Source organism: Stenotrophomonas sp. NY11291 (assembly GCF_023277365.1).
Taxonomy (GTDB): domain Bacteria; phylum Pseudomonadota; class Gammaproteobacteria; order Xanthomonadales; family Xanthomonadaceae; genus Stenotrophomonas; species Stenotrophomonas geniculata.
Genome location: NZ_CP096975.1, coordinates 2649231 through 2673662 on the forward strand (window position 1 = coordinate 2649231; position 24432 = coordinate 2673662).

The window sequence follows — 24432 nt, forward strand, 5'->3', positions numbered from 1 at the left end:
GAACGGTCTATTCCGGCTCCGGCAACACATAGACCAACCGGTAGTCGTGGCGGCCTTCACTGATGGAGATCTCCAGTGTGCCGCTCAGACCGAGCAGTCCTTCACTGCCCGAATCGGGCACCACCACCACGTTCAGCTCCGGCGTTCCCCGAGTCATCAGACCGTTGTGCTGCAAGGTAAAAGCGCCCTGACGCCCAGCCAGCGTGGCCGTTACCCGTTCCATCGCCACATAGCCCGCTGAGCCCTGCACCGGGCTGCGGAATGCCAGCATCTGGCCGACACTGCTGCCCTGCAGGTCACCATGGAAGACCTTGTCGATCGACATCACCCCGATCGGGCCGTCGTTGCCACCGATCGGCAGCAGCTTCACTTCAAAGGTTCCGCGCGCTTCGCCCTGCATCCTGCTCTCCCTCGTCGATAATGCGGCAACGGCACGTGCGGATCATGCGCGCCGCAGGCGACGCTTCAACTGCGTATCCATCAAGCCCACCGCCAGCAGCACCGCGCTGGTCAGCCAGCCGGCGCCCAGCAGATGGGTGTGCGGCAAAACCACCCCCAACACGACCAACGCCACTGCACCGACCAGATGCGAATACGGGGCGCGCCCGTACACGATGCGCTTGTACAAGGCGCTGCCCAGCAGGTAGATCAACGGTCCGGCAACCAGCACCGTAGCGTAGACCAGGGTCACCGCCGCGCCAGGATGGTCCATGACCAGGTCATTGCCGACCGCGGTGGCGATGATGCCGGCGATCAGCAGCGCATGCACGTAGTGGAAGTTGGCCCCCATCCGCCCGGCGTCCTCGGAATGGGTGATCGCCGCGGTGGCATCGCGGCTGGAGATGCCGAAATACAACCACCACATGGCGATGGTGCCGGCGAAGGTGGCCAGCACCGCCGAGACCACATCGCCGCTCCAGTGCTCGACCTCGCTGAGCACGCCGCCAGTGGCCAGCAACGTTTCACCCAGCGCGACGATGACGAACAACTGGCAACGTTCGGCCAGGTGCCCGCCTTCGATGGTCCACTCGCGGGTGTGCGAACGGCCCAACCCCGGAAACGCGAAGCCGAACATCGGCGAGATGTACTCGCAGGCCACCGCCACCGCCCACAAGGCCAGGCGCAGGTTGCCCTCGGCAGCAGCGCCTGCCAGCCAGAAGCAGGCCGACACGCTCACCCACGCCAGCATGCGGCGGAAATTGGGCGCCAGCGGATGGTTGCGCCCGACCTCCAGCAGCACGAACACCGTGCGCCCGACCTGCATGGTGGCGTAGGCCCCCGCGAAGACCCAGGCGCGTTCAGCGAAGGCCTCGGGAATGGACGAGGACATCAGCAACGCCAGCAGCATGGTGACGAACAGCAGGCTGCGGATGCGTGGCGTCTCCGGATCGAACCAGTTGCTGACCCAGCAGGCGTACTGCCAGCCCAGCCAGACCGCGAACCACAGCACCAGGGTCTGCATCACCCCGACCAGATCCAGGTGATGCAGCAGATGGTGGCTGAGCTGGGTAACCGCAAACACGTAGACGAGGTCGAAGAACAGCTCTTCGTAGGTCACGCGGGCGTGGTGGCCATCGCGCTGGCGCAGGGCAGGCAGTCGCAGTCGTGTGCTCATGGCCGTCCTTCAGCGCGCCAGGCGCCAGTACAGCAGACCGGCCAGCAAGGCCGGCACCGCGAACACCAGCAGCAGGATCGGCAGTTCCTCCCGGACGGCGTAGCCGGCCTTGCTCACGCCCACCCACATGTTGGCCACCGTCACCAGCAGCCAGGTGGCGATGAACGCGATCAGGGCCGTGGGCAGCTGTGACTGGCCTACGCTCCACAGCCGCCCGAAGAGCAGGAACACCCCCAACAACAGCACCCCACCCACCATCACCAGAAGCACGTGCATGGTCCATCTCCTTGAGCCTGCTGGCAGGCTAGCCGCGGCCGATTCTGCGCTCCAGCCGATGATCGTGGTTTCACTTTCCAGCCTCGCCGAACAATCCCGATCCCCGAACCACATAGCAAACGAGAACGGTTCCCATTAGTATTGCGTCATCGCGCAGGGATGCCCTCCCCGTGCCCGCCCCTTGCCCCTGCTTCCGGTCCGGATGTCCCAACTACCTTCCCCACACCCTCCTGCGCTGCCGCTGGTGTCCTCGCTGGTGCGCCACTACGAGGAACTGGTGGAGTACCTGCGCTGCCGTTTCCGGTCGCCAGGGCTGGCCCGTGAAGTGGTGCACGACGTCTGCGTGCGGCTGCTGGAACGCCCCGCCGCCTACGATGCACGGCAACCCATCGCACTGCTGCGGCGCATCGCCCACGATGCGGCGGTGGACCGCTGCCGCGCCGAGGATCTGCGCCGGCACTGGGTGGAGTCGCGTGCCGAACTGCCCGATGATGCCTGCCCACGCCCAGGCCCCGAGCAGCAGGCGCAGGGACAGCAGGCGTTGCAGCGCCTGAGCGCGACCATCGAGCGCATGCCCTGCCGGCGCCGGCAGGTCTTCATCCTGCACAAGATTCACGCGCTGCCGCAGGCCGACGTCGCGCAGCGCATGGGCATCGGCCTGAAGGCGGTGGAGCGTCACCTGCGGCTGGCCATGGCCGATTGCCGCCAGCAGGGCACGCTGCAATGAGCGATGCACCTGCACCACCGCCGCCACCCGAAGTCCCCAGCACCGACCAGATCCTGGACCAGCATCGGGACGCCCTGAAGCAACGCTTTCCGCTGCCCGACCCGGAAACGCTGCGCCGCCGGGGTGGCGGCGCGAAGCGGGTACTGCCCGTGTTGCTGGTGCTGGCCGGCGCCGTACTCGTGGCCGACCCGGCCTGGCAGGTCCGCGATTACCAGACCGGCGTGGGCGAACGCCGTGAACTCGTCCTGGCCGACGGCAGTCGGGTACAGCTGGATGCAGGCACCCGCGTGCAGGTGCGCCGCCATCTGCGCTCCCGGCAGGTGCTGCTGGAACAAGGGCGGGCACGCTTCGAGGTGCAGCACTCGGCCTGGCGACGCTTCGGGGTGGATGCCGGCCCGGTCCACGTGCGCAATTACGGCACGGTGTTCGACGTCGACCGCCAGGGGGAACTGAGCGAAGTGACACTGTGGCGCGGCGAGGTCGGCGTGCGCGTCGACGAGGGCGGCAGCGAACAGCGGCTGAAGCCAGGGCAGCGCCTGCTGGCCCAGCGCGGTTCGCTGTCACCTCCGGAAGCCATCGATCCAGAGCAGGCGGACTGGACCACCGGACGCCTGCAGTTCGACCGCATGCCACTGACCGAGGTCCTGCGCATCCTGCAGCGCTATCACGACCGTCCCATCGTGCTGGACGACCCAGCGCTGGGGCCCCTGCAGGTGTCGGGCGTCTTCGATGCCGACCGCGCCGAGACCGTACTCGCGCTGCTGCCCGAGATCCTGCCGGTGCAGGTGCATGCCGGCACCGATGGCAGCCTGCATCTGCGCGCCCGCGATTGAATGCCACACCGAGGGTGGGTTGCGCGCCGTCCCATCCGGCAAGTGCTTGAAACCTTCCGAAGGACCCCCGCATGACCCGCCCTGTTCCGCCTGCCGCTCTGCGCCGGCTGGCCCCCACCCTGCTCGCTGCCTGCCTGTGTGCGGCCCTGCCCGCCACGGCGCAGACCGCTGCGTCAGCGCCCATCGAGCTGCACCTGCCGGCCGGCCCGTTGCAGGCTTCGCTCAACTCGCTGGCGCGGCAGAGTGGCATCCAGCTGTTGTTCGCCGCCGACAGCGTGAGCGGCCGCAGCGCCCCGGCTGTTGATGGCCGCTACACCCCGCGTGAGGCCCTGCAGCGGCTGCTGGCCGGGCAAGGCCTGGCGATGCAGGAACGTTCGCCGGGTGTGTTCGTGGTGAGTGCCGCGCCAGCGCCGGCGAAGCCGCGCACCCCGGCCCGGGCCGCATCATCGGCGCCGTCATCCGCCACGACGACGTCGCTGGCCCGCGTTACGGTCTCGGCCTCGACCGCGCGCATGCCGCAGGGCGAGACCGCCATGCCCAATACCATCACGGTGCTGACCCGCGAGGACATCGCCCAGCAGCTGGCGCTGGGTTCGGATGTGTCGCGGGTGCTGTCGTCACAGATCCCGGCATTTGCCCCGGCGCGCGAAAAGATGTCCAACTACGGCGAAACCCTGCGTGGCCGCGGCATCCTGTACATGGTCGACGGCGTGCCGCAGTCCACGCCGCTGCGCGATGGCTCGCGTGATTCGCACACCATCGACCCGGCGATGATCGAACGCATCGAGGTCATCCACGGCGCCAACGCGCTGCAGGGCATCGGCGGCACCGGCGGCATCGTCAACATCATCACCCGCAGTGCGCCCAGTGAGCCGGGCGCGTTCCTGCTCGACACCAACGTCAGCTACAGTGCTGCCCTGCCCAGCCGCCACGACGACAATGGCCAGCGCGGCTCGGCCCTGGTGGGCGTGCGCGGCGAGCAGTTCGACCTGGTGGCTGGCCTGGCCTATGAGAAGCAGGGCCTGTACCACGACGGCGAGGGCCGATCGATCGGCACCAACGCGCAGGGCGAGCTGATGGACTCGACCTCATCGAACGTGTTCGCCAAGCTGGGCTGGAACATTGCCGAGGGCCATCGCCTGCAGGTCATGGCCAACCGCTACGAACTGCGCGGGATGGACAACTACCTGGCCATCAACGGTGACTATCGGACCGGTCGCCCGACCATTTCGGTCCCCGGCGATACGCCACTCGATCCGCCGATGAACCGCTCGCGTTCGCTGACGGTGGACTACAGCGCCGCCGACCTGCTCGGTGGCCGTTTCCAGGCGCAGGCCTTCGCGGTGGATTTCGAAGGCCGCTACGGTGCCAGCCAGTGGGACCCGTGGGGCAACACCGGCGCCAACGCCGCCTGGGACCAGACCCAGAACGAATCGGACAAGCGCGGCTTCAAGCTGACCCAGAGCTGGACCCGCGTCGCCGACACCACGCTGGACGTGACCCTGGGCCTGGACGGCCTGCGCGACCGCACCCACCAGGTGCTGCTGGCCAGTGGCATGAACTGGGTGCCGCAGACCACCTACCAGAGCCTGTCACCGCTGCTGCAGCTGCACTGGTGGCCGACCGATCACCTGATGCTGTCCGGCGGCCTGCGTTACGAGAAGGGCGAGCTGGAGGTGGGTGACTACACCACGCTGCCCCGTTACGGCGCACGCAAGGTAGCCGGCGGCAAGCCGACCATGAGCGAGACCCTGCCCAACTTCGGCGCGGTCTGGTACATCAACGACCGCCTCAACGCCTACGCCTCCTATTCGGAAGGCTACACCGTGGCCGACGTCGGCCGCGTGCTGCGCGCGATCAACCGCGACGGACAACGCGTGGACAGCCTAATCGACCTGTCACCGGTGGTGTCGGACAACCGCGAGATTGGCCTGGAGTACGACGATGGCCGCTTCAGCGGCGACATCGCCTACTACACCTCCGAATCCAAGCTCGGCTCGGTACTGATCTACGATCCGGGCATCGATGCCTATGCGGTGCAGCGCCAGGCCACCCGCGTGGAAGGCTTTGAAAGCAACCTGCGCCTGCGGTTGGGCGACAGCCGGCTTGGCCTGGGCTATGCGCGCGCCAACGGCCGCTACGACGCCGACGTCGACGGTCGTCTCGACAGCGACCTCGCCGGCGTGAACATCGCACCGAACCGGCTGACCGCGTTCTGGGAACAGAGCTGGACGCCGCAGCTCAGCACGCGCCTGCAGGCCAGCCATGCCTTCGACCGCGATTTCGACCTGCGTGGCGCGCAGGTGGCGGAGTTCAAGGGTTACACCACTCTGGATCTGGTCGCGCGCTATACGCTGGACAAGCACGCCTTCACGCTGGGCGTGCAGAACCTGGCGGACAAGCAGTACATCAGCTACTACTCGCAGACCACGCCGTCGAATCCGAGCTATTTCTCCGGCCGCGGCCGGGTGCTGACGCTGGGGTGGCAGTACCGGTACTGATCCATGGCGCCCTTATGGGAGCCATGAAATCTATGCGAGACGCGATGAAGGGGGCCCATGCTAGTTTCTGGGCCTCCTTCAAACGGACGTGAACCATGCGTTGTTCCCTGCTCGCCTTCGCCCTGACCGCTGCTGTTCCGGTCGCGCACGCCAGTGCCGCCGACGCACCACTGCCGCAGCTGCGGGCCTACACCGTGGACACCTCCTGGCTGCAGCCGATGGCACCGCTGCAGATCGCCGACCACACCTGGCAGATCGGTACCGAAAACCTGACCGCGCTGCTGGTGCAGACCGCCGAGGGCGCAGTGCTGCTGGACGGCGGCATGCCACAGATGGCCGGCCACCTGCTGGACAACATGAAGGTGCGCGGCGTGGCCCCGCAGGACCTGCGACTGATCCTGCTCAGCCATGCGCATGCCGACCACGCCGGCCCGGTGGCCGAGCTCAAGCGTCGCACCGGCGCGCACGTGGTGGCCAATGCCGAATCAGCGGTGCTGCTGGCGCGCGGCGGCAGCAACGACCTGCACTTTGGCGACGGCATCACCTATCCGCCCACCAGCGCCGACCGCATCATCATGGATGGCGAAGTGGTCACGGTGGGCGGCATCGCATTCACCGCGCACTTCATGCCGGGGCACACCCCGGGCAGCACCGCCTGGACCTGGACCGATACGCGCGACGGCAAGCCGGTGCGCATCGCCTACGCCGACAGCCTGAGTGCACCGGGGTATCAGTTGAAGGGCAATCCACGTTATCCGCGCCTGATCGAGGACTACAAGCGCAGCTTCACCACCGTGCGTGGCCTGCCCTGCGACCTGCTGCTGACCCCGCACCCTGGCGCCAGCAACTGGAACTATGCCGCCGGCAGCAAGGCCGGCGCCAAGGCACTGACCTGCAGCGCCTACGCGGATGCGGCCGAGAAGACGTTCGACGCGCAGTTGGCCAAGGAATCTGCGGCACACCGCTGATCCTGTAGAGCCGAGCCTACGCTCGGCTTGCCGGAAGAAAACAGCCGAGCGTGGGCTCGGCTCTACACAGGACACGTGGGAAGGTGCCGGTCAGGGCGACCGGCACCTGCGACCATCAGCCACCCTGCCCGTGCTGGGCAAACGGCTCGGTGCTGCCGTCGGTGCGCACCAGCTCGACGGTATACGGCTGCACGTAGCCATCCGGCATTTCCATGCCCGGCGAACCGGCCGGCATTCCGGGCAGCACAAGCCCGCGCACCGCCGGTCGCTCGGCCAGCAGTCGCTTGATGTCCTCGGCCGGAATGTGGCCTTCAACCACGTAACCACCGATCTCGGCGGTGTGGCAGGAGGCCTTGCCGACCGGTACACCCAGGCGGACCTTGATCGGGTTCATGTCGTCGGTGTCGCGCACATCCACCTGGAAGCCTTCGGCCTTCAGGTGATCGACCCAGATGCCGCAGCAGCCACAGCTGGCAGTCTTGTGCACGATGGCGATGGGCAGTGCAGGATCCACCTGCGACGGACCGGCCATGATCGGTGCCGCAGGGGCTTCGCTGGCAACCGGCGTGGCGGCGGATTCTTCAGCGGCACGCGCGCAGGCGGTGGTGGCCAGCACGGTGCCCAGCAGCAGGCCGAGGGAGAGAGAACGGTTCATGGTGTTGATTCCTTTGCAGATGCGGGCAACGCGGCCCGCTGCCTGCGCATCGAAGGCACAGGCAGAGTCGAGAATGAGTCGAGCAGCTATGGCAGGTACTTGAGGCCTGCAGGGAATCACACGATGGGAGGTCGTAGCGGATCCGGCAACGGCGGCGGTGCGCGTTGCTGGGCGCTGGCTGGCAAAGGCGCCTCACGCCATGGCGAGGCGGGCGTTCCGCTCAGGGAGGCGAGCATGCCGAGGCTGGCCGGCGGGCATTCGCACTCATTGCTCTGGCAGACCGTTGATGCTGCATCGTCGCAGCATCCGGCCATGGCCGCCGAATGCGGTGCAACGCAATGGTCCTGGCTGGCAGGGCCGCTGTACGAAGACGCGGCGAGCGCCAGCGCCGGTGCATTCAGCACCAGGGCGACAAGCAACATCCATCGCAGCAGCAGGCCAGACAGGTTCACACGCCGATGATAGCCGATGCGCGCTACGCAATCGCCGCGGCCATCGCCTGCACCCGCACCGGAATCGACTTGGCGGCGGGCGTGCCGCTGATGCGGTCGTAGTAGTCCAGCGGCAACAACGGGTTCAGCTCCGGGTAGTAACCGGCCAGCGCGCCGCGCGGCATCGGGTAGTCCAGCACGGTCAGGCCCTCGATGCGCCGCTGCACGCCATCGCCGCTGATCGTCTCCAGGCTGACCAGCGCCTCCTTCTGCAGTCCGCGCGCCAGCCGGTCCTCGATATTCATGAACAGCACCATGCGATCGTTGTACACGCCGCGATAGCGGTCGTTGTAGCTGTAGATGGTGGTGTTGTACTGGTCGTGCGAGCGCACGGTGGCCAACCGCAACATGTCCGGATCGTGCACCGGATCGTCCACGTCCAGGCCGGGCATCACCAGGATGTTGGCCTTGCCATTGGGCGTGGGCCAGACGCGGCGGCGCGGCGGAATGTCCAGATGGAAGCCGTGTGGCTGCTGGATGCGCTCGTTGAAGCCGGTGTAGATCTCCGGGTACACGGCAGCGATCAGATCGCGGATGGGCGCATAGTCGTGCATGCACCGCGCCCAGTCGACCTTGCTGTCTGGCAGTGCGGCCATCGCCATGCGGCAGACGATCTCGACCTCGGGCAGCACCTCGGTGCTGACCGGTTCGAGCACGCCGCGCGAGGCGGTCACGTTCGACATCGCGTCTTCGATGGTGACGAACTGATCGCCGGCCGGCGTGACGATGCGCTCCGAGCGCGCCACCACCGGCAGGATCAGCGCATCGCGGCCATGAACCAGATGACCGCGGTTGAGCTTGGTGGCGATGCCCACGGTCAGGTCCAGCCCACGCATCGCTTCATACGCGCGAGGCGTATCGGGCACCGCATGGATGAAGTTGCCACCCAGGCCGATGAACACCTTGGCGCTGCCGTCCAGCATCGCCTCGATGGATTCAACCACATGATGGCCATGCTCACGCGGCGGATCGAAGCCGAACACCTGCTGCACGCGGTCCAGATAGGCCGGCTTGGGCTTCTCGTCGATGCCGACGGTGCGGTCGCCCTGCACATTGGAATGCCCACGGATCGGCCCGATGCCCGCACCGGGCTTGCCGAAGTTGCCGCGCAGCATCAGCAGGTTGGCGACCTGCTGCAGCAGGCGCGAGCCATACTGGTGCTGGGTCAGCCCCATGCCGTAGCAGATCACGGTGGCCTTGGAGCGGATGTAGATCTCCGCACAGCGTCGGATCTGCGCCTGCGAAATGCCGGACACCTGCACGATCTCGTCCCAGTCCTGCGCCATCACGTCTTCGCGAAGCGCCTCCAGCCCCACCGTGTGTTCTGACAGGAAATCATGGTCGAGCACGCGCTCGCCCTGCGCCTCGCGCTCGAACATCACCTTCATCATGCCTTTGATCAGAGCCAGGTCGCCGCCGATACGGATGTGCACGAACTCGCTGGTGATCTCGGTCGAACCGAACGTGGCCATCTGCACCACGTCCTGCGGCTCGGCAAAGCGGATCAGCGCGCGCTCGGGCATCGGATTGACCGCCACGATCGGGATGCCGCGTTTGCGCGCCTCGACCAGGTTGCTCATCATCCGCGGTGAATTGGTGCCGGTGTTCTGGCCGATCACGAAGATCGCCTCGGCGTGCTCGAAATCCTGCAGCACGATCGTGCCCTTGCCCACCCCGATGGCCGGCGGCAGGCCGCGGCTGGTCGGCTCGTGGCACATATTCGAGCAGTCCGGGAAGTTGTTGGTACCGAACTCACGCACGAAGATCGAATACAGGAACGCCGCTTCATTGGGCGTGCGCCCGGAGGTGTAGAACTCGGCCTGGTGCGGGCTGTCCAGCGCCTGCAGGTGGCGGCCGATCAGCGCGAAGGCATCATCCCAGCTGCACGGCACGTAGTGGTCGGTGGCTGCGTCGTAGCGCATCGGCTCGGTCAGCCGGCCCTGCATCTCCAGCCAGTAGTCGGTCTGCGCCATCAGTTCGGTAACGGTGTGCTGGGCGAACAACTCGCGGCCGGCGCGGAACTGGGTGGCCTCCCAGGCCAGCGCCTTCGCGCCGTTCTCGCAGAACTCCAGCTTTTTGCGTTCGTCGGCGTCGGGGAACGCGCAGCTGGGGCACTTGAAGCCACCCGGCTGGTTCATCGCCAGCAACGCCTTCGAGCCTTTGCCGATCACGCTTTGCTGCAGCAGCACCTTGGCCGTGGCACCGGCGGCACCCCAGCCACCGGCCGGCTGGTTGTACGGCTTGTAACGCGGTGGCTTCTGCTCGGACATGTTCGGGAACCTGGCGGGAGGAACGCGGTAACAATGGGCACAACGCGGTCCGGCGGTGCTTTCCAACGCACGGCCAGCCCCACAGTCAAACACGGCCTGCACGGCTTCGCCAGTGGGTGCACGCTGTTTTCAGCGCAGCCTGCCATGACAACGGTTACACCCGCGTCAGCGCATGGCCACTGCGCTATTCTCGACGCCATGGGTGATCCACCACCTGCGTATCTCCTTAGTCCGGACGCGCTGCATGCCTGATTCGACCCCACCGCACACCCCGCCTGCCGGCACGGCCCTGCGCCCGTTGCAGCGCTGGCGCAGCGAGGGGCAACAGCCGCTGGTCGACGTGGTGGCTGAGGAAGTGCCGGTGGCGCTGCGTTACAACGGCGCCGCCTTCGCGGTGATGATGGCCACACCCTGCGACCTGGAGGACTTTGCGCTGGGGTTCTCGCTCAGCGAGGGATTGATCGCTACACCTGCCCAATTGCTGGCCATCGAGGTACGACCGCAACTGGAAGGCATCGAGCTGCAGATGACCGTGACCGAGGATGCACCCGGTGCCGACCTGGATCCGGCCAACGGGCGCCTGCTGCCCGGCCGCGGTGGCTGCGGCCTGTGCGGCACGCGTCAGCTGGAGGAAGTGCTGCGGCCGCTGCCCGAGGTGCGCGAACGGCGAACCTACCCGCCAGCAGCCCTGCAACGGGCGCTGGCCACGCTGGTGCAGCATCAGCCGATGAATGCGGTGAGCGGTTCGACCCATGCCGCGGCCTGGGCCGACGCCAGCGGTCGCATCGGCTGGGTGCGCGAAGACGTCGGCCGCCACAACGCGCTGGACAAGCTGATCGGCGCCCTGCATCACAATGAACACACGATCGAGGGGGGGCTGCTGGTGATTTCCAGCCGCGCCAGCTACGAAATGGTCAGCAAAGCCGTACGGGCCGGCGTCAGCGTACTGGCTGCTGTCTCGGCACCGACCGCGCTGGCGATCGACCTTGCCCGTAGTGCAGGCCTGTGCCTGGTCGGGTTCGCGCGGGAGCGCGGATTCAACGTGTATACCCATCCCGAGCGGCTGCAGGCGAACGATAACCGGGACGACTGAGAACGACCGGGAGCACGACGCCCCCGGTCTGGCACAGCTCAGCGCAGCGCCACCTTCGGGAAGTCCACCGGCACGTCGAACGCTACGTTGACGTAGTTCGTGAACAGGTTGAGCGCTACGTGGGCGAGGATCTCAACGATCTGCTCATCGTCGAAGCCGGCCGCACGCAGCGCCTGCACATCGCCATCGGTGACCTGCGCACGCTGCTCGACTACCTTCAGCGCGAAGTCCAGGGCAGCGGCGGTAGCCGGGTCACTGGACTGACCGATCTGTGCAGCGGCCATCTGCTCGCTGCTGGCACCCGCCTTGCGGCCCAGCGCGGTGTGTGCGGCCAGGCAATACTCGCAGGCATTGCGGTTGGCGATGGCCACGGCGATCTGCTCGCCCAGCAGCGGCGACAGGCGACCGCCGCCCAGCGCGCCGAACGAACCCCACATGCTCTGCAGGGCGGCTGGCGAGTTGGCCACGGCGCGGAACATGGCCGGGGTGGCGCCGAAGGCAGCGTGGACCTGACCCAGCAGGGCCTCGCGGTCGGCGGTGGTGTTGGCGGCATCGATCAGGGGGACACGGGACATGGTGGATCTCCTTGGGAAAGCGCCCGGGATTGGACGACCCGCTCATCCTAGGTAGACTCGCTGGACGATTCAGGCGCAATCAGCCACACATGTTGTCCATTCATCCATGAGCACGCCCACCGATACCTCCCCACCCGACCGTCTCTCCTCCCTGCTGGAACGCTTCCGGGTGCAGGCCGCGCTGTTCCACAGCGGTCCGCTGTGCGGGCGCCATGTCTTCGAGCCGCAGCCCGGTCGTGCCTTCCTGCACATCCTGCGCCAGGGTGAAATGGAGGTCCGCCAACCAGGCGGCGATATCGCGCTGCCCCGGTTGAAGATCGACACACCCAGCCTGCTGCTGTATCCGCAGCCGCTGCACCATGTGTTCTTCAATGCACCGCTGGATGGCCCGGATTTCACCTGCGCCACGCTGGATTTCGATGGCGGCGCGCGTAATCCGATCGTGCAGTCGCTGCCGCCGGTGATGGTGGTGCCACTGGCCGCGATCGGCGAACTGGATGACACCCTGCACCTGCTGTTCGCCGAGGCCGATCGCCAGCGATGCGGTTCACGGCTGCTGACCAACCGCCTGTTCGAGGTGGCGCTGATCCAGATCCTGCGCTGGGTGGTCGATCACCCGGATGCGGCCGGCGTCAGCCATGGGTTGATGCGGGGGCTGTCGGATGCGCGGCTGGCCCGTACGCTGGTGGCGATGCACCAGGCGCCGCAGGACGATTGGACGCTGCCGCGCATGGCCGCGACCGCCGGCATGTCGCGCAGTGCCTTCGCGGCCGTGTTCAAGGACGTCATGCAGGCGACGCCGGCCAGTTATCTGCTGGACTGGCGGCTGAGCCTGGCCTGCGCGCAGCTGCGGGCCGGCGTGGCGGTCAAGCAGGTGGCGATCGAGGTGGGGTTTGCCGATACCGCCTCGCTGTCGAAGGCGTTCCGCAAGCGGCTGGGGGTCTCGCCGCGGGCGTGGTTGGCGGCGAGCGCAGCGCCGGCTGGGTAAATAGGTAGCGGGTAGAGTCGACCGCGGGTCAGCTATCGCGCGAAGCGCGGGGTTTTCGTTGCCTGACCGAAGAGCAGTCGAGCATGGCTCGACGCTACAAGTGCGGTGACCCATCAGGCTTCGCCAGCAGCCCGGCGATGCGCTCGGCAACCTGGGCACGTACGCCTTCATCCAGCTGCCCTTCGTACATCGCCTCGTAGATCCACAGGCCATCGGCGGCCAGCCGCGCCACGAAATTGTCGAGCGCGGCGCTATCTTCCGCTGCACCCGCCTCCGGCGGCAGCGGTGCCCAGCGACGTACCGCCGGCCCCCACGGACGCTCATCGGCGTCCGGGTCGGCCGATTCGAGCATGAACATCAGTTCGGCACGGGTGGCACTCTGCGCCGAGACACGCACGAAGGTCTGGTAGCGCTCCAATGCCGTCGCTTCATCCGCGCGCTTGCCGAGTAGCGTTTCCATCGACGTTTCCCAGGCCTGCACCAGGTGCTCGTCGATGCCGCGCAGCAGCACCTCGCGCGACGGGAAGTGGTACAGCAGGCCACCGCGGGTCAGCTTGGCCTCGGCCGCCACCGACTCGAAGGTCACCGCGCGCACGCCGTCACGATTGATCACGTTGACGGCGGCGTCGAGGATGCGATCGCGCTTGCTGGTTCTCATCGCTTCATTTTACGCGATCGGCCGCGCCCTCGCGGCTGCCAACGCGGCCACGCAGCAGCCGCGCCAGAACCGCCGCGCCCAGCGCCAGCACCACAGTGATCACCAACAGCACGATCTGGTAGCCGCGGTCATACGCCGCCGCAGCCAGCACGAACCACTCGCCCTGCCCGCTCTCGCGCGCGGCATGCAGCGCCTGGGTGAAGCCTTCACGGGCCAGCTCCGGCATGTCAGCCGAGACCGGCAGGAACGCGCTGTACATCGCGGCACTCAGGCTGCCCAGCATCGCCACCGCCAGCAGGCCACCGAACTCATAGGACACTTCTTCCACCGACGAGGCCATGCCCGCACGGTGCGCCGGCACGTTGTTGAGGATGGCGGTGGACGCCACCGAGATGGCCGAACCCATGCCGAAGCCGGTGATCGCCATGCCTGCGACCACCCAACCAAGGCCGTGCGGGAAGCCGAACGCCACCACGCCGACGCCCAGCGCACCTGCGGCCAGGCCACCACAGATCAGCGGGCGCAGGCCCACCCGGTGCAGGATGCTGCCGCCGAGCAGCGCACTGGGCAGGCTGCCCAGTGCCGCCACCGACACCAGCAGGCCCGCCTGCAGCGGCGTGAAACCTGCCACCAGCTGGAAGCGCTGCGTGGTGACCAACTGCAGGCCGGCCATCGCGAACAGGGTGAACACCGCCGACAGTGTGCCGGCCAGGAACGCCGGATTACGGAAGATCGCAAAGTCCAGCAGCGGGTACGGCAGCTGCTGCTGGCGGCGCGCGAACGCCGCACCGCTGATGACGGCCAACACCAGCGCGGCTGCGCCCAGCGCATATGAGGGCGGCGTGGCGATCAGCGACTTGATCGCCAGCACCAGGCCGGACAGTGCAGCCAATGCCAGCACTGACGACACCAGGTCCCATGGCCGCGAGGTGTCGCGCTGTCCTTCCGGCGCCAGCAGCAGCGTGGCCACGAACGCGACCACCACCACCGGCACGTTGATCAGGAACACCGAGCCCCACCAGAAGTGCTGCAGTAGCCAGCCGCCCATGATCGGGCCGAGCGCCGCACCGACGATGGCGACCGAACCCCAGATCGCGATGGCGATGTTGCGTTCGCGTTCTTCGTGGAAGCTCAGTCCGATCAACGCCAACGTGGCCGGCATCATCGCAGCCGCACCGATCGCCAGGAATGCACGCGCGGCAATCAGCTGCGTTGCGGTGTCAGCGAACGCCGCTGCCAGCGAGGCGACGCCGAACACCACCAGGCCGATCAGGAACATGCGCCGGTGACCGATGCGGTCGCCCAGCGTGCCCGCACCCAGCAGCAGGCCGGCCATCACCAGCGGATAGGCGTTGATGATCCACAGTGCCTGGCCGGCACTGGCCGAGAGTTCCTCGGTCAGGGTGGGCAGTGCGGTGTAGAGCACGGAGTTGTCGAGCGTAACCAGCAGCAGGCCAGCGGCGACGGTGAACAACAGTGCCCAGCGACGGGCACGCGACAGGGCCGGAGCACCGGCCAAGGGCTGGGACAAAGCCATGGGAGAACCTGATGGGGGTGGAGTACGATCATAACTATACAGGATGTCCTGTATAGTTATGAAAACAGCGCCGCCGTTTCAGATTGGGGCCCGGGCAATGTTCATGTTGTCGTGCCCCTCATGCCGGGCCGTGGCCGGCGTCAGGGATCATCACCGGCAGTCTTCCGGCAGCGCGGCAATCGCCGATACCACCGCCGCCTGCATGCCCTGCCCCACGGCCATGTCCAGCTCCCCACCAGTCCCCCCATGCTGGCGCCGCAGCTCGTCTTCGCATACCCCGCGCACCCGCGCCCGGGCATTCGCGCGCAGGCTGCTGCAACGCCAGTCGACACCACCCAACGGCAGCACCGAGTACACCACGCTGTTGCAGGCGTTGCCGGCGCGCTGCTGCAACGACAGTCCACCGAAATCGCGTGGTTCGCTGCTGCGCTGCGGGTCGAAGTAGCTGTCCGGGAACGTGCGCGCGTACTGTTCGATGTCCACGGCCATGCGGCGCCCACCGGCCAGCGGCATCTGCAGCGGCTGCCCGCATTGCGTCGCATCGGCGCGATGCTGGATGTACTGGTAGATCGGCCGATCCAGCGATGGGTCCTGCTGGGTCACCGCGCTGACTGCCGCCAGCACCGGCAGCGATGCACGATTGGCCATGCGCGCCAGCAGCCCGGCCTGCGCCGGCTGGCAGCGGTCGCGCAATGTTGCTGCGAGCAGGAAGAGCACGTCGTTGCGAAACGTGTGGTCATCGGCCAGGCGCTGTTCGATACGCTGGCTGGCATCGGACGCCGGTGCCGGAAACGCGACCGCCGGCGGCGCGGTGGGTGCGCGCTGCCGCTGCCACCACACCAGCAGCACCACCGCGCCCAGCAGCACCCCGGCAGCCATGAGCCAGCGCCTGCGCATCAGTTGCGGATCGCCGTCAGCGTCGCCGCCGCGGCATCGTAGGACGCGCTGGCGATATCCGCGTCGAAACGCTTCACCTGCAGGCGGCCGGCAAGCCGGTACGGATCCCACAGATCGCCCAGCGCAATCGGCGTCGCCAGGGTCACATGGATGATCTGGTTCGGCGGCGGCGGCGGCACGTGGATGCACGCGCCATAGAACGGTACGAACAGCAGTTCATCGACCAGGCCGGCATCGTTGGTGCCGAGCGGCACCACGTAGCCATCCAGGTCCACCGCGCGCCCGTCGACAGCGTCGACCACGCGCGAGGAGCCGAACTGCTTGGCGCGGTCCGGGCTGGAATGGTCGATCTCCAGCCCCGGTGGCGTGCCCGAGCCGGTGTCGTCGATCAGGCCGCCCACGCCCTCCATGCCATTGCGTGACAGGCCAATCTGCGGGGGTGGGCGCTGGTAGGTCACTTCGTCGGGCCGCAACGCGTCCCAACGGTCGATGGGGGCTTCGGCCGTGGCGGAGGGCGTCGGCTTGTCCTGTGGCCCGACCACCAAGGCATCGCCGCCCGGCGCCGTACAGCCTGCCAACCACAGGCATCCCAACGCCAGCAACAGGTGACTACTGTTCATAGGGCCTCAGCTCTGCGTCACGCATGGTGTAGGCCGAACCGGCCAGATCGTCATCCAACCGTTCGGCGCGCAGGGTGCCCGCCAGGAAGAACGGCGAGTACATGTCCGGCATCTCGATCGGGCGCGGCAGCACCACGTGCACGATCTGGTTCGGTGGTGGTGGTGGCACGTGGATGCAGGCGCCGTAGTACGGCACGAACAGGAATTCGGTCAGCCGCCCGTCCTGCGCGTTGGCCAGTGGTACCACGTAGCCCGGCAGGCGCACCGGCCGCTGCAGGACCGTGTCCACCGTGCGGAAGGTGCCGAACTGCGGCATGCGCCGGTTGCCGTTGTGCTCGACCTCCGGGCCCTCGCCCCGCTCCAGTGCGGCCAGCTCGTCCTTCGGCATCATCTGCAACCAGTCCAGCTCCTGCTCCACAGCGCCTGCAGGGTCATCGCGGTCGACGACCGGCGAGGGTGGCAAGGCCTGTACGCCGGTATCCACCGGCCGCTCACAGGCGGCCAGCGCCAGCACCATTGCCACTACCCGCATCCATCGCATGCTCAACCTCCCGGTGAAAGGCCATCGGCCAAGGTGCGCCGGTAAGCGAGCAACGCCGGGACCAGCCCGGCTACGGCGCTGATCAGCAGCACGCCCGCTGCCCATGCCAGTTCACGGCCATCCGGCCAGACATGGGTGATCGACAGACCGAAGGTGGCCAGTACCCAGCCGCGCCCGGCAATGCTGGCGACCACCAGCAGCGACAGGGCCAGCACGCTGGCCACCGCACTGGTCGCCACCGCTTCCACCACGAGCAGGCCCGCGATGTAGCCCGGTCGCGCACCGGTGGCACGCAGGATGGCCATCTCGCGCCGGCGCTCCTGCAGGGTGGAGACCAGCAGCGCCACCAGCGAGACCATGCCCAGCAGCACCACCATTGCACTGATCAGCTGCAGGGCTCGCTCGGCGGTGCCCAGCGACTGCCACAGCTGCTGCAGGGTCACGCCGGGCAGGATCGCCAGCATCGCCTCGTCCGGATACTCGTTGATCCTGCGCTGTACCGAGAACGTGGCGATGCGCGAGTTCAGGCCGAGCATGAAGGCGGTGATGCTGGTCGGGGTCAGGTCCAGGTGGCGCGCCTGCTCGGCGCTGACGCTCTGGCTGCGCAGCTGCACGCCCGATCGCCAGTCAACATGGATCGCCTCGATGGCCGGCAGCGAGACCAGCAGCGACGAATCCACCGGCGTGCCGGTGCGCTGCAGGATGCCTGCAACGCGGAACGGCTTGTCGGCATGCGTGGCCAGCGTGACCGCGCCGGTGCCGTGCGCCAGCACGATCTCGTCGCCGAGGCCGACCTTCTGCGCGCGAGCCACCTCCGCGCCGATCACCGCGTCATACAGATCATCGAAGGGCCGCCCCTGTGCAAAGGCCAGCGCGTGGCCGGAACCATAACGATAGTGTTCAAAGTAGCCGCCAGTGGTACCCACTACCCGGTAGCCGCGCCAGGAATCGCCCAGCGACAACGGCACCGACCACTTCACCTGCGGCAATGCGGACAGCTCCTGGTAGGACTGCCAGGACACGTTGTTGGTCGGGTCGCCGATATGGAACACCGAATACAGCAGCAGGTTCACCGGTCCCGAACGCGCACCGACGATCAGATCGGTGCCCGATACGGTGCTGGCAAACCCCTCGTGCGCCTGCGTGCGTACACGCTCGACGCCCAGCAGCAGCACCACGCTGAGGGTGATGACCAGCACGGTCAGGCCCACGCTCAACGCGCGGCTGCGCAGGCTGGCCCAGGCAAGCTCAAGCATGGCCGGCACCTGCCTGGTTGATCTCGGACAGTGAAATGGTGCGATCGAACAACGGCTGCAGGCTGTCGTCATGGCTGACCACCAGCACCGTGGTGCCGGCCGCCTGGCACTGCGCGGACATCAGCTGCAGGAAGGCGCTCGCCGCTTCGCGGTCGAGCGCCGAGGTGGGCTCATCGGCCAGCAGCAACGCCGGCCGGCCGATCAGGGCGCGCGCTGCCGCCACGCGTTGTTGCTGGCCGACACTGAGCGTACCCGCCCGCCGCTGCATCAGCTCAGGATTGAGCTGCAGGGCCTGCAGCAGGCGGGCGATCTCGGCATCCAGCGGCCCGCTGATGCGTGCGCTGCGCAGGCGCGAGAAGCGCAGGCCCAGCGCGATGTTGTCGCGCACGGTGAGGAACGGCAGCAGATTGAACTGCTGGAAGATCACGCCCAGCTGGTCGGCACGGAAACGATCCCGCGCCGCACCCCCCATGTCCTGCAGTGCGTGGCCGGCCACCTCGACACGGCCCTTGCCGGGCAGCAGCACGCCCGCCAGCAGGCCCAACAGGGTGCTTTTGCCGCCACCGCTGATTCCGCGCAGCAACACGCTGCTGCCCTGCTCGACCCACAACCGCGGGATGTCCAGCACCAGCCGCGTGCCGTAGCCGAACTGCACGTCTTCCAGCGAGATCACCGGTGCCGCGCTCACGGTGCCAGCACCACGCGCAGGTTGTCGGGCGTCAGCACACTGCGGTTTTGGCCATTGGCGGTTGCGCTGTTGACGATGACTTCGTGCAGGCCCGGGAAAAGTACGGGCAGGCGCACGACGATGGCGCGCAGCGCGGCAGGTTTGGCACAGTGGTACTGCAGCGTTGCGCTGAAACCTGCGTGCCGGTGCTGTCCCGGCGGCGGCGCGGCGGCCGTCGCGTCGAAGCCCTCCGCATCGGCTTTACTGGTGGCCAGACGGCAGCCCGCAGCGGTGGGCAAGGTGACCCAGTTGCCGCCCTTCAGCAATGACGTCGCCCGTGCCAGCGCGGCCTGCTCGGCTGCATTGGCCGGCGGCCGCTCGTAATCGAGGATGCCGATGCCGGGGGCCTGAAGGCCGAATTCCAGGGTTTGCTGTTCAAGCGCAACATCGACGGTCGCCTGGCCGTGCACATGCGGTGCGTGCTGGCGGATGTCATGGGCCTGCGCGGCGCTGGCAGCCAGCAGCATGAAAAGAGCAGCGGGAAGCTTCATGGGAAAGACTCCAATTGTTACTATGTAACATTATGGACCACATTCCCACGACCCCCGCAAGGGCCCTGGCCCAGCCGCCAACTTCGGCACGCTGGCACCCCCGCTTCGATCTTGCCGGTGCCTGGCTGTCCCTGGCCTGCGCCGCCCACTGCATCGCCCTGCCCCTGCTGCTGGCCTTCGTGCCGGCAGCGATGATGGCGCTGCGCTCGTTCCAGCATCCCGGCCATGGCGCGATGACATTGCTGCTGATGATGTCGCGCTGGGAATGGCTGTTCGCGCTGCTGGCCTCCTCGTTGGCCTTGGCGAGTACCTCGGCCGGGGTGCACCGGCATCGGCGCTGGCGGCCTGTGCAGCTGGCCTGCGCCGGCGCCATCCTGCTGCTGTCGGCCTCTCTGTACCTGCCGCTGAAGGAATCGCTGCTCTGGCATGGCGTGGCCACGGCATGTGGTGGCGTGCTGTTGGCGTTCGCTCACATCGGCAACCGACGGGCGCTGCGCAAACGGTAGTGCCGGCCGCTGGCCGGACGGAAAAACACCATCCACGCATGGCGTGGATCTACTGATGCACTTCCGGCAGCCGGCCAGCGGCCGGCTCTACCCTTCTCTATTCGTCGAACGGTCGCTGTCCCAGCGTCTGCGTCACGTGGTCGACGAAACAGGTGATGCGCGCGGCCAGCGCGGTGTTGCGGTAGTACACCGCATTGATCGGCTGCCGCACCTCCTGCGTCTGCTTGGCAAACAGCTGCGCCAGGCGGCCATCACGCCGGTCCTGGCGGGTCAGGAAATCAGACAAGCAGGCGATGCCCAGCCCGGCCACCGCCATCTGCCGCAGTGTCTCGCCACTGGATGAAGCGATCGCCGGCTCGATCACGAAAGGCCCACCATCGGCATCGTGCAGCGGCCATTCGTTCAACGAACTGGGCTGGGTGAAGCCCAGCAGATCGTGCTTGCGCAGCTGCTCCACGCGTGTCGGCGTGCCATGCCGTCGCAGGTACTCGGGACTGGCGACGACGCGGATGCGGCTGTGGCCGATCGGCCGCGCATGCAGGGTGGAATCGCGCAGCACGCCGATGCGGAACGCCACGTCGGTGCGCTTCTCGATCAGGTCGGTGATGCCCTCGTTGGAATTCAGCTCCAGCTCGACCTGCGGGTAGCGCTCGCGGAAGCCCTCCAGCAACGGCACGATCACGTGCAGCATGAACGGCGTGGCGGCGTCCACGCGCAGGCGCCCGACCGGCTGCAGCCGCCGCGCGGCCATCTGGTCCTCGGCCTCGTCCACCGTGGCCAGGATCGTGCGCGCGTACTCCAGGAACGCCGCGCCTTCCTCGGTCAGCTCCAGCCGCCGCGTGGTCCGCCGCAGCAGCGTGGTCTGCAGCTTGTCTTCCAGCCGCGCCAGGGTGCGGCTGGTGGCGGAGATGGTCAGCTCCAGCGCCTCGGCCGCCGCCGTGATCGAACCACTGTCGACCACGGCCACGAAGGCCTTCAGCTCATCCAGGGTGGTTTTCATTTTTTACCTCGGCGCAAAAGCGTTTCCCGTATACACAGCTTAATCAACAAATGTAAAGCGCCCACACTTCGCCCTGTCCCGAGCCCACCGGCTCCCAACGAAGTCCCTGGAGTCCATCATGAGCGTTCCTTCCTTTGGCGTCGGCACCTTCCGCCTGACCGGCCAGACCGTCATCGACTCGGTGCGCAACGCCCTCGAGGTCGGCTACCGTGCGGTCGATACCGCGCAGATCTATGGCAACGAAGCCGAAGTCGGCCAGGCCATCGCCGAATCCGGCGTCCCACGCGACCAGCTGTTCCTGACCACCAAGATCTGGGTGGACAACTACGCCGCCGACAAGCTGATCCCAAGCCTGCGCGACAGCCTGGCCAAGCTGCGCACCGACTATGTCGACCTGCTGCTGATCCACTGGCCGGCGCCGGGCAATGGCGTTGAACTGCGCGAGTACATGACCGCGCTGGCCGACGCCAAGACGCTGGGCCTGACCCGCCAGATCGGTGTGTCCAACTTCAACATCGAGCTGACCCGGCAGGCCATCGAGGTGGTCGGTGCCGGCGAGATCGCCACCAACCAGATCGAACTGAGCCCCTACCTGCAGAACCCGGCACTGACCACCTTCCTGCAGGACCAGGGCATCACCGTGACCTCCTACATGACCCTGGCCTACGGCAAGGTGCTGAAGGATCCGGTGCTGGCCACCATCGCCGGCAAGCACCAGGCCACCGTGGCCCAGGTTGCGCTGGCGTGGGCGCTGCAGCGCGGTTACTCGGTCATCCCGTCCTCGACCAAGCGCGAGAACCTGGCCAGCAACCTGCTCGCCCAGGACCTGCGCCTGGATGCCGATGACATGGCCGCGATCGCCGCGCTTGACCGCAACGGCCGCGAAGTCGATCCGCCGGGCCTGGCCCCGGCCTGGGACTGAGGCGCCAGGCCATGGGCAGTGCGATGACCCGGTTGCAGGCCGGTGGTTTCAGCATCGGCATCGAAGCACCGCTGGACAATGACTGGACGCCGCTGGGCGAACAGGCACGACGCGCCGCGCGACGCCTGCCCGGCGAACCGGACCTGCAGTGCCATGCAGAACTGGCACGCTTGGCCGACCGCCTCGGCTTCCGTGCGCTGTGGGTGCGCGACGTGCCGGTGTACGACCCGGCCTTCGGTGATGCGGCACAGGTGTTCGAGGTATTCAGTTACCTCGGCTATCTGGCTGGCATCACCAAGGACATCCTGCTGGGTACTGGTGCGGTGGTGCTGCCGATCCGCGAGCCGTTGCTGACCCTGAAGTCGGCGCGCAGCGTGCAGCGGCTCAGCGGTGACCGCCTGCTGCTGGGCGTGGCCAGTGGCGACCGCCCGGTGGAGTACCCGCTGTTCGGCCGCGACTTCGACACCCGCGGCAGCCGCTTCCGCGAGCAGATCGCACTGCTGCGCGAAGGCGCCGCCGCGCACCTGCCGCAGGGCCTGGACGTGCTGCCTGCGGATGGCCCGGCCCTGCCGCTGTTCGTGGCCGGCCTGGCCCAGCAGCAACCGGCGTGGATCGGCCAGCACATGGATGGCTGCCTGGCCTACCCGGGCACGCCACAGGACCATGCGCAACGCGTGGCGGCTTGGCGCGCCGTGGCCGGCAACAAGCCGTATGCCAGCTTCATCCACCTGGACCTGGTGGCCAATGCCGATGCCCCCCTTCAGCGCTGGCGATTCGGCCTGCGCGGCGGCCGCAACGCCCTGCTGGCCGAGCTGCACGCCATGCAGGCGGCCGGTGTCGACCACATCGGCCTGCAGTTCCGCCGCAACGAACGGCCGTTGGCCGAGACCTTCCACGAGATCGCCGAGTACGTGCTGCCGCACTTCCCGGCCCATGCCGACGCCGCTGCGCCGCATGCCCCGCTTGCCGCCCCCGCGACGGCCAGACAGTTACCGGAGCTTTGCCATGAAAATGAACACCCTGGCCGCGCTTGCGCTGGCCACCCTGCCGCTGTCCTTCCAGGCCACCGCCGAGGACTGGTACCCCTCTGCCTACGGCGCCAACGACGAGATCGGCGCCGCCAACCTGCTCACCACGGACGTGGTCAAGCACGCGGTATCGCTGGTCAGGACCGGCAAGACCTATCCGCTGGCGGTGCCGGTGGACAAGAACCTGCCCGCGTTCCGCCACCGCAGCTTCCGCCTGTACAACGTGCAGGTCGGCCAGCAGGCCGGCAAGTCGCTGGGCCCCAACAGGTTCACCTTCAACGATGAACTGGTGAACGCCTGGACCGGCGTTGGCACCCAGCTCAACGGCATCGGCCATATCGGCATCGACAACGTCTACTACAACGGCAACAAGGCCGCCGACTTCGTCACCGTGGACGGTGTGCGCAAGCTCGGCGTCGAGAAGGTGCCGCCGATGGTCACCCGCGGCGTCGTGCTGGACATGACCGCGCACTACGGCAAGGCGATCGTGCCCGGCGGCACCGAGTTCACCGTGGCCGACATCCAGGCCGTGCTGAAGAAGCAGGGCCTGAGCCTGCGCAAGGGCGACGTGGTGCTGTTCAACACCGGCTGGCTGGAACTGATCGGCAAGGACGACAAACAGTTCCTGGAAGTGGAACCGGGTATCGGCATGGAGGCCGCGAAGTGGCTGGCCGACCAGGGCATCGTCGCCTTCGGTGGCGACACCTGGGCCTCGGAGGTCTACCCGAACCCGAACGGTGCCGAGGAGTTCCCGATCAACCAGTACATGCTGGCCAAGCGCGGCATCTACAACCTGGAGCTGATCGACAGCCGTGCGCTGGTGCGCGACAAGGCCTGGGAATTCCTGTTCGTGCTCGGCCAGCCGCTGTACGTCGGCTCGACCCAGGTCAACATCAACCCGGTGGCGATCCGATGAACGCGGCGTCCACCCTGCCACTGTTCGCCGGCCGCCGCTTCCGCGTCAGCTATGACGGCCTGACGGCAGACAACGCGTACAGTGCCGATGGCCGCCATGTGCAGTACGCCATCGTCTCAGGCGCCTATGCCGGTGCACAGGGCGAAGCCGCCTGCGAGTGGCAGCAGATCAGCGAAGGGGTCTATGTCATTTCGTGGCAGGAAGCCGATGGCGCAACGGTCGTGCATGTCGATGACTTCGTGGGCGGGCATTCGCTGGCCTGGTTCACCGCCACCGATGGCAGTTTCCATCGCATGCAGGGGCCGCTGCACGCGCTGTGATGCCGGCCAGCGGCCGGCACT

The 24432-nt window shown here is 67.4% G+C and carries 26 protein-coding genes; 11 read left to right on the forward strand and 15 right to left on the reverse strand.

Annotation, left to right across the window (positions count from 1 at the left end; genetic code table 11):
* Positions 1 to 7: 7 nt before the first annotated feature.
* Genes M1L61_RS12390 through M1L61_RS12400 form a run of 3 tightly spaced genes read right to left on the reverse strand, consistent with a single transcriptional unit; the run spans position 8 to position 1891 of the window.
* Positions 8 to 400: a DUF3224 domain-containing protein gene (locus M1L61_RS12390; RefSeq protein WP_010485465.1), complete on the reverse strand. Its 393-nt coding sequence runs from the start codon at positions 398 to 400 to the stop codon at positions 8 to 10.
* 42 nt (positions 401 to 442) lie between these two features.
* The gene (locus tag M1L61_RS12395; protein WP_049481051.1) at positions 443 to 1615 is read right to left on the reverse strand and encodes a low temperature requirement protein A; all 1173 of its coding nucleotides are present in this window, start codon (positions 1613 to 1615) and stop codon (positions 443 to 445) included.
* Between the two features lie 9 nt (positions 1616 to 1624).
* On the reverse strand, positions 1625 to 1891 hold the full coding sequence (locus tag M1L61_RS12400) for a hypothetical protein (protein ID WP_010485461.1): 267 nt from the start codon (positions 1889 to 1891) through the stop codon (positions 1625 to 1627).
* Between the two features lie 202 nt (positions 1892 to 2093).
* Between M1L61_RS12400 and M1L61_RS12405 the strand changes: the two genes are divergently transcribed.
* From M1L61_RS12405 to blaL1, 4 genes are all read left to right on the forward strand, one after another.
* Positions 2094 to 2618 carry an RNA polymerase sigma factor gene (locus M1L61_RS12405; RefSeq protein WP_049455150.1) on the forward strand — a complete coding sequence of 175 codons (525 nt, stop codon included), beginning with the start codon at positions 2094 to 2096 and terminating at the stop codon, positions 2616 to 2618.
* Positions 2615 to 3451: a FecR domain-containing protein gene (locus M1L61_RS12410; RefSeq protein ID WP_191849436.1), complete on the forward strand. Its 837-nt coding sequence runs from the start codon at positions 2615 to 2617 to the stop codon at positions 3449 to 3451. Before M1L61_RS12405 ends, M1L61_RS12410 begins: the two co-directional genes overlap by 4 nt.
* Positions 3452 to 3522: 71 nt before the next feature.
* A complete protein-coding gene (locus M1L61_RS12415) occupies positions 3523 to 5952 on the forward strand; it encodes a TonB-dependent receptor (RefSeq protein ID WP_248853546.1) in 2430 nt (809 codons plus the stop codon).
* 95 nt (positions 5953 to 6047) lie between these two features.
* Positions 6048 to 6920: a L1 family subclass B3 metallo-beta-lactamase gene (gene blaL1, locus M1L61_RS12420; protein WP_248853548.1), complete on the forward strand. Its 873-nt coding sequence runs from the start codon at positions 6048 to 6050 to the stop codon at positions 6918 to 6920.
* A 115-nt stretch (positions 6921 to 7035) separates the two neighbouring features.
* Here blaL1 and M1L61_RS12425 read toward each other — a convergent pair whose 3' ends face one another.
* Both M1L61_RS12425 and M1L61_RS12430 read right to left on the reverse strand, forming a co-directional pair.
* Entirely contained in the window at positions 7036 to 7575 is a 540-nt protein-coding gene (locus M1L61_RS12425; protein ID WP_010485452.1) for a DUF411 domain-containing protein, read from the reverse strand.
* A gap of 475 nt (positions 7576 to 8050) precedes the next feature.
* On the reverse strand, positions 8051 to 10336 hold the full coding sequence (locus M1L61_RS12430) for an FdhF/YdeP family oxidoreductase (protein ID WP_248853550.1): 2286 nt from the start codon (positions 10334 to 10336) through the stop codon (positions 8051 to 8053).
* A 244-nt stretch (positions 10337 to 10580) separates the two neighbouring features.
* Here M1L61_RS12430 and fdhD point away from each other — a divergent pair, with 244 nt between their 5' ends.
* Positions 10581 to 11429, forward strand: coding sequence for a formate dehydrogenase accessory sulfurtransferase FdhD (gene fdhD, locus M1L61_RS12435; RefSeq protein WP_057502802.1), 849 nt, complete (start codon positions 10581 to 10583; stop codon positions 11427 to 11429).
* Positions 11430 to 11467: 38 nt separating this feature from the next.
* On the opposite strand, the gene M1L61_RS12440 is transcribed toward fdhD, so the two are convergent.
* Positions 11468 to 12004: a peroxidase-related enzyme gene (locus M1L61_RS12440; RefSeq protein WP_159360222.1), complete on the reverse strand. Its 537-nt coding sequence runs from the start codon at positions 12002 to 12004 to the stop codon at positions 11468 to 11470.
* Positions 12005 to 12110: 106 nt separating this feature from the next.
* Here M1L61_RS12440 and M1L61_RS12445 point away from each other — a divergent pair, with 106 nt between their 5' ends.
* A complete protein-coding gene (locus M1L61_RS12445) occupies positions 12111 to 12992 on the forward strand; it encodes an AraC family transcriptional regulator (protein ID WP_248853551.1) in 882 nt (293 codons plus the stop codon).
* 94 nt (positions 12993 to 13086) lie between these two features.
* On the opposite strand, the gene M1L61_RS12450 is transcribed toward M1L61_RS12445, so the two are convergent.
* From M1L61_RS12450 to M1L61_RS12485, 8 genes are all read right to left on the reverse strand, one after another.
* Positions 13087 to 13650, reverse strand: coding sequence for a TetR/AcrR family transcriptional regulator (locus M1L61_RS12450; RefSeq protein WP_019337218.1), 564 nt, complete (start codon positions 13648 to 13650; stop codon positions 13087 to 13089).
* 4 nt (positions 13651 to 13654) lie between these two features.
* Positions 13655 to 15187 carry an MFS transporter gene (locus M1L61_RS12455; RefSeq protein WP_248853552.1) on the reverse strand — a complete coding sequence of 511 codons (1533 nt, stop codon included), beginning with the start codon at positions 15185 to 15187 and terminating at the stop codon, positions 13655 to 13657.
* Between the two features lie 150 nt (positions 15188 to 15337).
* Positions 15338 to 16084 carry a hypothetical protein gene (locus M1L61_RS12460; protein WP_019337216.1) on the reverse strand — a complete coding sequence of 249 codons (747 nt, stop codon included), beginning with the start codon at positions 16082 to 16084 and terminating at the stop codon, positions 15338 to 15340.
* A complete protein-coding gene (locus M1L61_RS12465; protein ID WP_019337215.1) occupies positions 16084 to 16704 on the reverse strand; it encodes a DUF3299 domain-containing protein in 621 nt (206 codons plus the stop codon). Before M1L61_RS12465 ends, M1L61_RS12460 begins: the two co-directional genes overlap by 1 nt.
* On the reverse strand, positions 16694 to 17245 hold the full coding sequence (locus M1L61_RS12470; protein ID WP_019337214.1) for a DUF3299 domain-containing protein: 552 nt from the start codon (positions 17243 to 17245) through the stop codon (positions 16694 to 16696). Before M1L61_RS12470 ends, M1L61_RS12465 begins: the two co-directional genes overlap by 11 nt.
* Positions 17246 to 17247: 2 nt before the next feature.
* A complete protein-coding gene (locus tag M1L61_RS12475) occupies positions 17248 to 18501 on the reverse strand; it encodes an ABC transporter permease (RefSeq protein ID WP_010485431.1) in 1254 nt (417 codons plus the stop codon).
* Positions 18494 to 19189, reverse strand: coding sequence for an ATP-binding cassette domain-containing protein (locus M1L61_RS12480; RefSeq protein ID WP_010485429.1), 696 nt, complete (start codon positions 19187 to 19189; stop codon positions 18494 to 18496). Before M1L61_RS12480 ends, M1L61_RS12475 begins: the two co-directional genes overlap by 8 nt.
* On the reverse strand, positions 19186 to 19719 hold the full coding sequence (locus M1L61_RS12485) for a DUF2796 domain-containing protein (RefSeq protein ID WP_019337213.1): 534 nt from the start codon (positions 19717 to 19719) through the stop codon (positions 19186 to 19188). The genes M1L61_RS12480 and M1L61_RS12485 overlap by 4 nt, the downstream gene beginning before the upstream one ends.
* Positions 19720 to 19751: 32 nt before the next feature.
* Here M1L61_RS12485 and M1L61_RS12490 point away from each other — a divergent pair, with 32 nt between their 5' ends.
* Positions 19752 to 20225, forward strand: a complete 474-nt coding sequence (locus M1L61_RS12490) for a MerC domain-containing protein (protein WP_248853554.1) — start codon at positions 19752 to 19754, stop codon at positions 20223 to 20225.
* Between the two features lie 97 nt (positions 20226 to 20322).
* On the opposite strand, the gene M1L61_RS12495 is transcribed toward M1L61_RS12490, so the two are convergent.
* Positions 20323 to 21225 carry a LysR family transcriptional regulator gene (locus M1L61_RS12495; protein WP_248853556.1) on the reverse strand — a complete coding sequence of 301 codons (903 nt, stop codon included), beginning with the start codon at positions 21223 to 21225 and terminating at the stop codon, positions 20323 to 20325.
* 118 nt (positions 21226 to 21343) lie between these two features.
* On the opposite strand from M1L61_RS12495, the gene dkgB reads away from it, so the two are divergent.
* Genes dkgB through M1L61_RS12515 form a run of 4 tightly spaced genes read left to right on the forward strand, consistent with a single transcriptional unit; the run spans position 21344 to position 24411 of the window.
* Positions 21344 to 22147 (forward strand): 2,5-didehydrogluconate reductase DkgB, encoded by an 804-nt coding sequence (dkgB, locus tag M1L61_RS12500; protein WP_043396134.1) that lies wholly within the window; start codon positions 21344 to 21346, stop codon positions 22145 to 22147.
* Between the two features lie 11 nt (positions 22148 to 22158).
* The gene (locus tag M1L61_RS12505) at positions 22159 to 23460 is read left to right on the forward strand and encodes a TIGR03571 family LLM class oxidoreductase (RefSeq protein ID WP_248853557.1); all 1302 of its coding nucleotides are present in this window, start codon (positions 22159 to 22161) and stop codon (positions 23458 to 23460) included.
* On the forward strand, positions 23348 to 24091 hold the full coding sequence (locus tag M1L61_RS12510) for a cyclase family protein (RefSeq protein WP_248853558.1): 744 nt from the start codon (positions 23348 to 23350) through the stop codon (positions 24089 to 24091). Before M1L61_RS12505 ends, M1L61_RS12510 begins: the two co-directional genes overlap by 113 nt.
* Positions 24088 to 24411 (forward strand): hypothetical protein, encoded by a 324-nt coding sequence (locus M1L61_RS12515; RefSeq protein WP_043396144.1) that lies wholly within the window; start codon positions 24088 to 24090, stop codon positions 24409 to 24411. The genes M1L61_RS12510 and M1L61_RS12515 overlap by 4 nt, the downstream gene beginning before the upstream one ends.
* Positions 24412 to 24432 lie beyond the last annotated feature (21 nt).